Raw genomic sequence first — 7569 nt, 5'->3', positions numbered from 1 at the left:
CAGTGATAAAGCGCCTGCTAAAACTGAAGATCCTTCAAAATCAAGTACTCCTACACAAAAACAGGATACGTATGCAACGGGAAGTCCTTCTCCTGCAGCTAAAAAGATCCTTGATGAAAAAGGAATTTCTTCTAAAGATGTGAAAGGATCCGGAAGAGACGGTCGTATCACCAAAGAAGACGCTGTAGAGGCGAAAGCTTCTATGGGAACACCGGGAACTGGTTCCAGAGGTGAAGAGAAGAAGAAGATGTCTATGTTCCGTCGTAAACTGGCAGAACGTCTGGTAAGTGCAAAAAATGAAACGGCAATGCTTACTACTTTTAACGAAGTAGATATGTCACCAATTTTTGCTCTTAGAAAGAAATATAAAGAAGAGTTCAAGGACAAACACGGAGTGAGTTTAGGCTTTATGTCTTTCTTTACGCTTGCAGTGATCCGTGCTTTGGATGAATATCCAGCCGTAAACTCTATGATAGATGGAGATTACCAGGTAAACTACGATTATAAAGATATTAGTATTGCAGTTTCTGGACCTAAAGGTCTTACCGTTCCTGTAATAAGAAATGCTGAGAATCTAAGTTTCCGTGGAGTAGAAGCCGAGGTGAAGCGTTTGGCTCTTAGAGCACGTGATGGAAAGATCACAGTAGACGAAATGACCGGTGGTACTTTTACAATTACCAATGGAGGTGTATTTGGTTCTATGTTGTCTACTCCAATTATCAACCCACCTCAAAGTGCGATCCTTGGAATGCACAATATCGTGGAGAGACCGGTAGCTATTGATGGTCATGTGGAAATTAGACCAATCATGTATGTTGCTCTTTCTTACGATCACCGGATCATTGACGGGAAAGAGTCTGTAGGTTTCCTTGTAGCGGTTAAAGAAGCTCTTGAGAATCCTGAAGAACTATTGATGGATAATGATGTAAAAAGAGCTTTGGAATTGTAAAATTTAAAGCTTTGAAATAGAAAAAGGGTTAGCAGATGCTAACCCTTTTTTTATCTAACAAATTTAAAATTAAATGGATTTTGTTTGGAAATCAGGCTGATTGGTTAAAAAAGTAATTGGAAGTGCCTTATTCCGAAATATGAAAATAAGGAAAAAGTCGATAAATCCAAACCTAAATTTACTTCAGCTTAGATGGACGACTACTTATTTAAGGTATAGCGCCTTATTTTTGTAGTCTATAACAGCTTTCCCTTTTTTGAGAATATCTGCTCCAATGATTCCCTGAACTTTTTCAGCTTTATGATTTACCAGTGCTTCATTCACATGTTTAAGGTCGAACAATACCAGATCCATCTTCTTTTTACTCCAGCTTCCTATATTGATCCTGTTCTTTTGTGATACCTGAGTGAGCATGTTGGTAGCTCCGGCTCCGGCTGCTTTGATGTCGCTGTCTTCAGATAAAAGATCAAAATGCTCAATGGCGTCTATTCCAACACAGGTACTTGAAGCCCCGGTATCGAGAATAAAATTTCCTTCAATATCGTTGATCTTCGCCACCAGCTCAAAATGGTTGGTTTTGGTAGACTTCATTTTGATGCGGTGATATCCTTTTCCTTCTAATAGCTTCTTCAGGGACATTGCTTTTTTTTACAAATATATAATTATAAGGATTAGTCCGGGAGGTATCATTATGACTTGAAATAATTTAATTAAGGATTAAGAATTTTACATCCTATCTTTGTCGCCTATGAGCACTTTAGTACAAATTACCGCTTTACCCCAGGAGCAGGACGATCACCATCTTTTACTTAACAGAGTGGTGAAACAGGCTAATATTCGTAAAGATGATATTAAGGATTGGAGAATACGAAAAAGATCCATTGATGCCCGTAAAAAACCGGTTCGTTTAAATCTTCAAATTGAAGTTTGGAAACACGGTGAGGAAAAGGTTTCTATTCCTCCTTTTATTCCGCAAAATGTTGCTGAAGCTAAAGAAATTGCCATAATTGGTGCCGGACCTGCAGGTTTGTATGCGGCGCTTAGGGCAGTGGAAGCGGGTTTAAAACCTGTGGTTTTTGAACGCGGAAAAGATGTACGCGCCAGAAGGCACGATCTTGCAAAGATCAATAAAGAACAAATCGTAAATCCTGAATCCAACTACTGTTTTGGTGAAGGTGGTGCGGGAACTTACTCTGATGGAAAACTTTATACCCGTTCCAAAAAACGCGGAAATGTACTAAAAGCTCTGGAGTGGTTCGTGGAATTTGGTGCCGACCCGGATATTCTGGTTGATGCTCACCCCCATATAGGAACAAATAAATTACCCAAGATCATCACGGCCATGAGGGAAGCAGTGATCGAAGCCGGGGGAGAAGTGCATTTCAATTCTAAAGTGACCAATTTTAAAGTTGAAGAGAATCAGATAAAAGCCATTGAAATTAATGATGAAAAATGGCTTTCGTTTGACGAGGTAATCCTGGCTACAGGACATTCTGCCAGAGACATTTTTTACCTTTTACATGATAAAAATATTAAGATCGAAGCCAAGCCTTTTGCTTTGGGGGTTCGTATAGAACATCAGCAAAAGCTGATCGATCATATTCAGTATCACGGAGATGATGAGAATCCTTATTTACCGCCGGCTTCTTATAGTTTAGTGGAGCAGGTAGATGGGTTGGGAGTATATTCGTTTTGTATGTGCCCCGGGGGAATTATCGCTCCCTGCGCTACAGAACAGGAAGAAGTGGTGACCAATGGCTGGAGTCCCAGCAAGCGGAACAATCCTTATTCCAATTCCGGGATTGTGGTGAGTATTCAACCTTCAGATCTTCCCGGCTATACCCCGGAGGATCCTTTTGTGTGTCTTGATTTTCAAAAACTGGTAGAAAGAAATTGTTGGGAAGCTGCCGGAAAAACTCAGCAGGTGCCGGCACAACGAATGAAGGATTTCGTGGAAGGCAGGCTTTCTAAAGATTTTCCCCGTACATCCTATCAACCCGGAATTGTAAGTGTGGATCTTAATAAAGTATTGCCAGATCTTATTGCTCGTCGTTTGCGAAAAGCTTTTGTGAAATTCGGTAAAAAGCTAAAGGGTTATTATACCAATGATGCGGTTTTACACGCCCCTGAAAGCAGAACTTCTTCTCCTGTCCTTATTCCGCGGGATTCTAAAACTCTGGAGCATGTGCAGGTAAAAGGACTTTATCCATGTGGAGAGGGTGCAGGTTATGCCGGTGGGATAATTTCTGCAGCCATAGATGGGATCAACTGTGTAGATGCGATCGCAAATAAATACGCTGCAGAATAGGTTTCGTTTTTAATTCGCAACATTTAATTTGAATCCGCTATCCACCAGGCGTGGGTCTGTTTGTGTGGATTGTCTGGTGAGCCATTTCACATTTATGGACAGGTAGCCCAGATCTGAAGTTACAATCCCGCTACACAGATAAATACCTTTAGAGATAAGGGGGAATTTTACAGCTACATTGGGGAAAAGTACTCCATCCCAGATCTCCCCGTTCTGATCATAAAATGTCCCGAAATACATGTATTTACCATTTACGGTACCGGTTTTTTTAGCGGTAATAAGGTTGCCGTAGATCTCTACATTCCGGCCTATGTGATTTTGTAGCTGATTTGCCGTAATCACATTTTCTTTTAAAGGCTCCTGTAGCAGCTCAAAATGACTGCAAAGAGGAAAACCTAAAAGTTCCATTTGATCATAAGCCTCTATGAGTTTGGAGTATTCAAATTCCGGCAGGTCAAAATCTTTATGGGGAGGTTTGAACAATACCGGTTGATGGGTGGTGGTCTTATTTTTATCAAGTTTAAAATAAGCTTTCCACAGTAAGTGATGTTTGTCCATCCCCGTAAATCTAAAAGCATTGATCTTTAAAAGAAGGCTTAGTTGTTCAATAGAGATATGAATGCGGTCTATAAAATCTTCCAGAGAGCTGAAGGGACCAAAAAACTGCCGGTTTTCCAGGATCTGCCGGATGGTTTTATCTTCCAGTTCCTTGATATATCCAAACCCCAGATAAATGTCTTTTCCGTAGATCATATTAGGGTGATCGCTATTATTGATACACGGCGCATGTATTTTCCCCCCGCACCTTCTTATTTCCTGAATATAGGTTTGCAGATCGTAAAATCCACCTCCGTTATTGATGGCTGCCACCATAAACTCCAGCGGGAAATATCTTTTAAGGTATAAACTCTGGTAACTTTCCACGGCATAGGAAGCTGAATGGCCCTTGGGAAAGGCATAACCCGCAAAAGAAGAGATCTGCTCCCAGACCTCTTCTGTAAGGCTGTCCGCGTACCCTCTCTCTTTGCAATTATCCCTGAAAGTTTGTTCGATCTTTTCCATCTGGCCTTTGGAAGTTTTCTTTCCACTCATTCCCCGGCGTAGAACATCGGCATCGTCCAGATCGAGTCCGGCGAACTCATAAGCTACCTTCATCACGTCTTCCTGATAAACCATTACTCCGTAGGTGTCTTCCATGATTTTCAGCAGCACGGGATGGGCCTCTTTTCTTCTTTCGGGATCGCGATGCCTGCGGATAAATTCTTCCTTCATTCCTGCACTGGAAATCCCCGGTCTAATTACTGAACTTGCCGCTACCAGATTCATGTAATTATCGGTTTGTAATTTGATAAACAAACCACGCATGGCGGGGGACTCCACATAAAATACGCCCATGCAGTCTCCTCTTTTCAATAGGTCATTGATTTCCGGGTCTTCTTTAAAAACTTTAATATTTTCAATGTCTTCAATTTCTGCCTCAGGTTGATTCGTTTTGATCAGCTCAATGGCATCGGTGATCTTTGATAAACCGCGCTGGGCCAGAATATCGAATTTGTGAATGCCCACATCTTCAGCGATGTTCATGTCTATCTGGATGGTCTGGAAGCCCTTGGGCGGCAAAAAGGTAGCTGCATAATTAAAAACCGAATCATCCAGGATCAGGATTCCGCCGGAATGTACACTGAGATAATTAGGGAATCCCTCAATAAGCGTACTGTATTTGATCACCAGCTTTTCCAGATGGTCCAGCTCCCGGTAATTGAAATATCCCGAAGAAAGTTTGTCGATATTTTCTTTAGGCAATCCAAATACTTTTCCAAGTTCGCGGGCTACGGCGCGGCGCTTAAAAGTCACGTAAGTGCCCATCAAAGCCGTATTTTTGTAGGTTCTGAAAATATAATCGGTCACATCGTTCCGGTCTTTCCAGGAAAAATCAATGTCAAAATCGGGAGGAGATTTCCGGTTAGGGTTTATAAAACGTTCAAAATAGAGATCGAGTTCTATGGGATCCACATTGGTGATCCCCAGAATATAAGCCACAATGGAATTGGCGCCACTTCCCCTTCCCACAAAGGGATATTTTTGTTTGCGGGCATAGGTGATAATGTCCAGATTGATAAGAAAGTAAGAGACGAAATTCAGTCTTACGATGGAGTCCAGTTCTTTCTCCACTCTTTTATAGACTTTTTCATCGGCATCGGGATATTTCTTTGGAAGTCGCTCGTAACACAGTCGGCGAATAAGATCGGCATCTTCTTCGGCATTGTTTTGATATACCTGTAAATTCCGGTTCTGTCCTTTTCCAAAACCGAATTTAACTTCACATGATTCCAGAATATACCTGGTGTTTTCAAGAATGTGAGGAAAATCTTCAAATTCCTTCTCGATGACTTCCAGGGGATGCATTTGGTGAGAAAATAAGCCCTGTTCAGCTTCCGGAAGTTTGCTAAGCAGAGTGTTATTATCGATGGCACGAAGCAATCGATGGGCATTATAGTCTTTCTTATTTCTAAAGCTAACGCTTTGCAGAATCACCAGTTTATCTTTAAAATGCCGGTATTCTGAAAACCGAAGCTTTCTAAGTTCTTCTATGGAAATGCCTATATATTCATTGGAATGATACTGCTTCTTTTGAAGTTCCAGTACTTTTTTAAACGGATATATTATATAACAATCGGGCAGGGGAGGAGCTTCTGCTTCAAAATCTGTTTGAGTATGAAGCTGAGTAGAAAGATGTTCATTTAGTTGCCGGAAACCCTCATTGTTACGGGCAATCCCCACATATTGCTGTACCGCCCCGTTTCTGAAGTCTATTCCCGGGATAGGTTTCATATCAGTTTCCTGTGTGATCTTGATAGCTTCCAGGCAGGCGGAAGTATTGTTGATATCGGTCACAGCGAACTGAGTTACTCCATTCTCCCGGGCAAGTTTGCACAAATCCTGTACAGAGAATGTTCCGTAGCGCAGGGAATAATAGGTGTGACAGTTTAAATACATTTTTTATCAGTTCACTTTATTGTGGTCATTTCGACCGCAGGGAGAAATCTCTTGTTTGTTTGAGACTGCTTCTTTTTCCTTCGCCGTGTTGTGTCCATGTTTTTCCCGTCATTGCGAGCCGGTGTGCCGGCGAAGCAATCTCATTGTTGCTTTTCCCATCTCCCTTTGTGGTCATTTCGACCGCAGGGAGAAATCTCTTGTTTGTTTGAGACTGCTTCGTTTCCCTCGCCGTGTTGGGTTCATGTTTTTCTCGTCATTGCGAGCCGGTTTTCCGGCGAAGCAATCTCATTGTTGCTTTTCCCATCTCCCTTCGCAGTCATTTCGACCGCAGGGAGAAATCTCTTGTTTGAGACTGCTTCTTTTTTCCTCGCCGTGTTGTGTCCATGTTTTTCCCGTCATTGCGAGCTGGTTTTCCGGCGAAGCAATCTCAATGTTGCTTTTCCCATCTCCCTTCTTTTCTTTTTCCATTGATGAAAAAGAAACAAAAAATCTAGTCTTCAGTTTCTTGTTCACCCGTTACGGCTCAGAAGCTAAAAGAATTGAACTCCCTTCGGTCAAACAACAATTCTTTCTTAACGCTTCTTTCACCTACGGGTCCCGAAGTCGAAACTGAGGACATTTTTATTTTTATCGTCATGCGATGCCGGTGTCCCCACATTTCATGTTTTCCCGTCATTGCGAGCCGGTGTGCCGGCGAAGCAATCTCATTGTTGCTTTTTCCAATCTTTCTTCTCAGTCATTTCGACCATAGGGAGAAATCTCTTGTTTGGTTGAGACTGCTTCTTTTTCCCTCGCAGTGATGTGTTCATGTTTTTTACCGTCATTGCGAGCCGGTTTTCCGGCGAAGCAATCTCACCATTAGTTTTTCCTTTCTTTCTTCTTTTCTTTTTCCATTGATGAAAAAGAAACAAAAAATCTAGTCTTCAGTTTCTTATTTACCCGTTACGGCTCAGAAGCTAAAAGAATTGAACTCCCTTCGGTCAAACAGCAATTCTTTTCTTCACGCTTCTTTCACCTACGCGTCCCGAAGTCGAAACTGAGGACATTTTTATTTTTATCGCCATTCCGACCGCAGGGAGAAATCTCTTGCTTGTTTGAGACTGCTTCTTTTTTCATCGCCGTGTTGTGTCCATGTTTTTCCCGTCATTGCGAGCCGGTTTCCCGACGAAGCAATCTTATTGTTGCTTTTCCCATCTCCCTTCGCAGTCATTTCGACCATAGGGAGAAATCTCTTGCTTGTTTGAAACTATTTCGTTTCCCTCGCAGTGTTGTGTCCCTGTTTTCCCTGTCATTGCGAGCCGATTTTCCGGCGAAG

5 protein-coding genes are annotated in these 7569 nt (G+C 42.0%); 2 read left to right on the top strand and 3 right to left on the bottom strand.

The window, feature by feature from the left end:
- A partial coding sequence (gene sucB, locus ACNKXV_RS04395) for a dihydrolipoyllysine-residue succinyltransferase (protein WP_417906486.1) occupies positions 1 to 949 on the top strand: 949 nt, incomplete at its 5' end.
- Positions 950 to 1153: 204 nt separating this feature from the next.
- Here the strand turns inward: sucB and ACNKXV_RS04390 are convergent.
- Positions 1154 to 1588 carry an aspartyl protease family protein gene (locus ACNKXV_RS04390; protein WP_417906485.1) on the bottom strand — a complete coding sequence of 145 codons (435 nt, stop codon included), beginning with the start codon at positions 1586 to 1588 and terminating at the stop codon, positions 1154 to 1156.
- 109 nt (positions 1589 to 1697) lie between these two features.
- Between ACNKXV_RS04390 and ACNKXV_RS04385 the strand changes: the two genes are divergently transcribed.
- Positions 1698 to 3257: an NAD(P)/FAD-dependent oxidoreductase gene (locus ACNKXV_RS04385; RefSeq protein ID WP_417906484.1), complete on the top strand. Its 1560-nt coding sequence runs from the start codon at positions 1698 to 1700 to the stop codon at positions 3255 to 3257.
- 9 nt (positions 3258 to 3266) lie between these two features.
- On the opposite strand, the gene ACNKXV_RS04380 is transcribed toward ACNKXV_RS04385, so the two are convergent.
- Positions 3267 to 6254 carry a DNA polymerase III subunit alpha gene (locus tag ACNKXV_RS04380; RefSeq protein ID WP_417906483.1) on the bottom strand — a complete coding sequence of 996 codons (2988 nt, stop codon included), beginning with the start codon at positions 6252 to 6254 and terminating at the stop codon, positions 3267 to 3269.
- 285 nt (positions 6255 to 6539) lie between these two features.
- Positions 6540 to 6767, bottom strand: coding sequence for a hypothetical protein (locus ACNKXV_RS04375; protein WP_417906482.1), 228 nt, complete (start codon positions 6765 to 6767; stop codon positions 6540 to 6542).
- Positions 6768 to 7569: the final 802 nt, after the last annotated feature.

The sequence above is a fragment of the Christiangramia aquimixticola genome, assembly GCF_048285835.1.
Classification (GTDB): domain Bacteria; phylum Bacteroidota; class Bacteroidia; order Flavobacteriales; family Flavobacteriaceae; genus Christiangramia; species Christiangramia aquimixticola.
Note: the sequence above shows the minus strand (reverse complement) of the source record. Positions and strands in the feature narration are given on the sequence as shown.

Coding starts and splice junctions, on each gene's coding strand:
- ACNKXV_RS04390 (WP_417906485.1), bottom strand. CDS start 1,588: ATGTCCCTGAAGAAGCTATTAGAAGGAAAAGGATATCACCGCATCAAA.
- ACNKXV_RS04385 (WP_417906484.1), top strand. CDS start 1,698: ATGAGCACTTTAGTACAAATTACCGCTTTACCCCAGGAGCAGGACGAT.
- ACNKXV_RS04380 (WP_417906483.1), bottom strand. CDS start 6,254: ATGTATTTAAACTGTCACACCTATTATTCCCTGCGCTACGGAACATTC.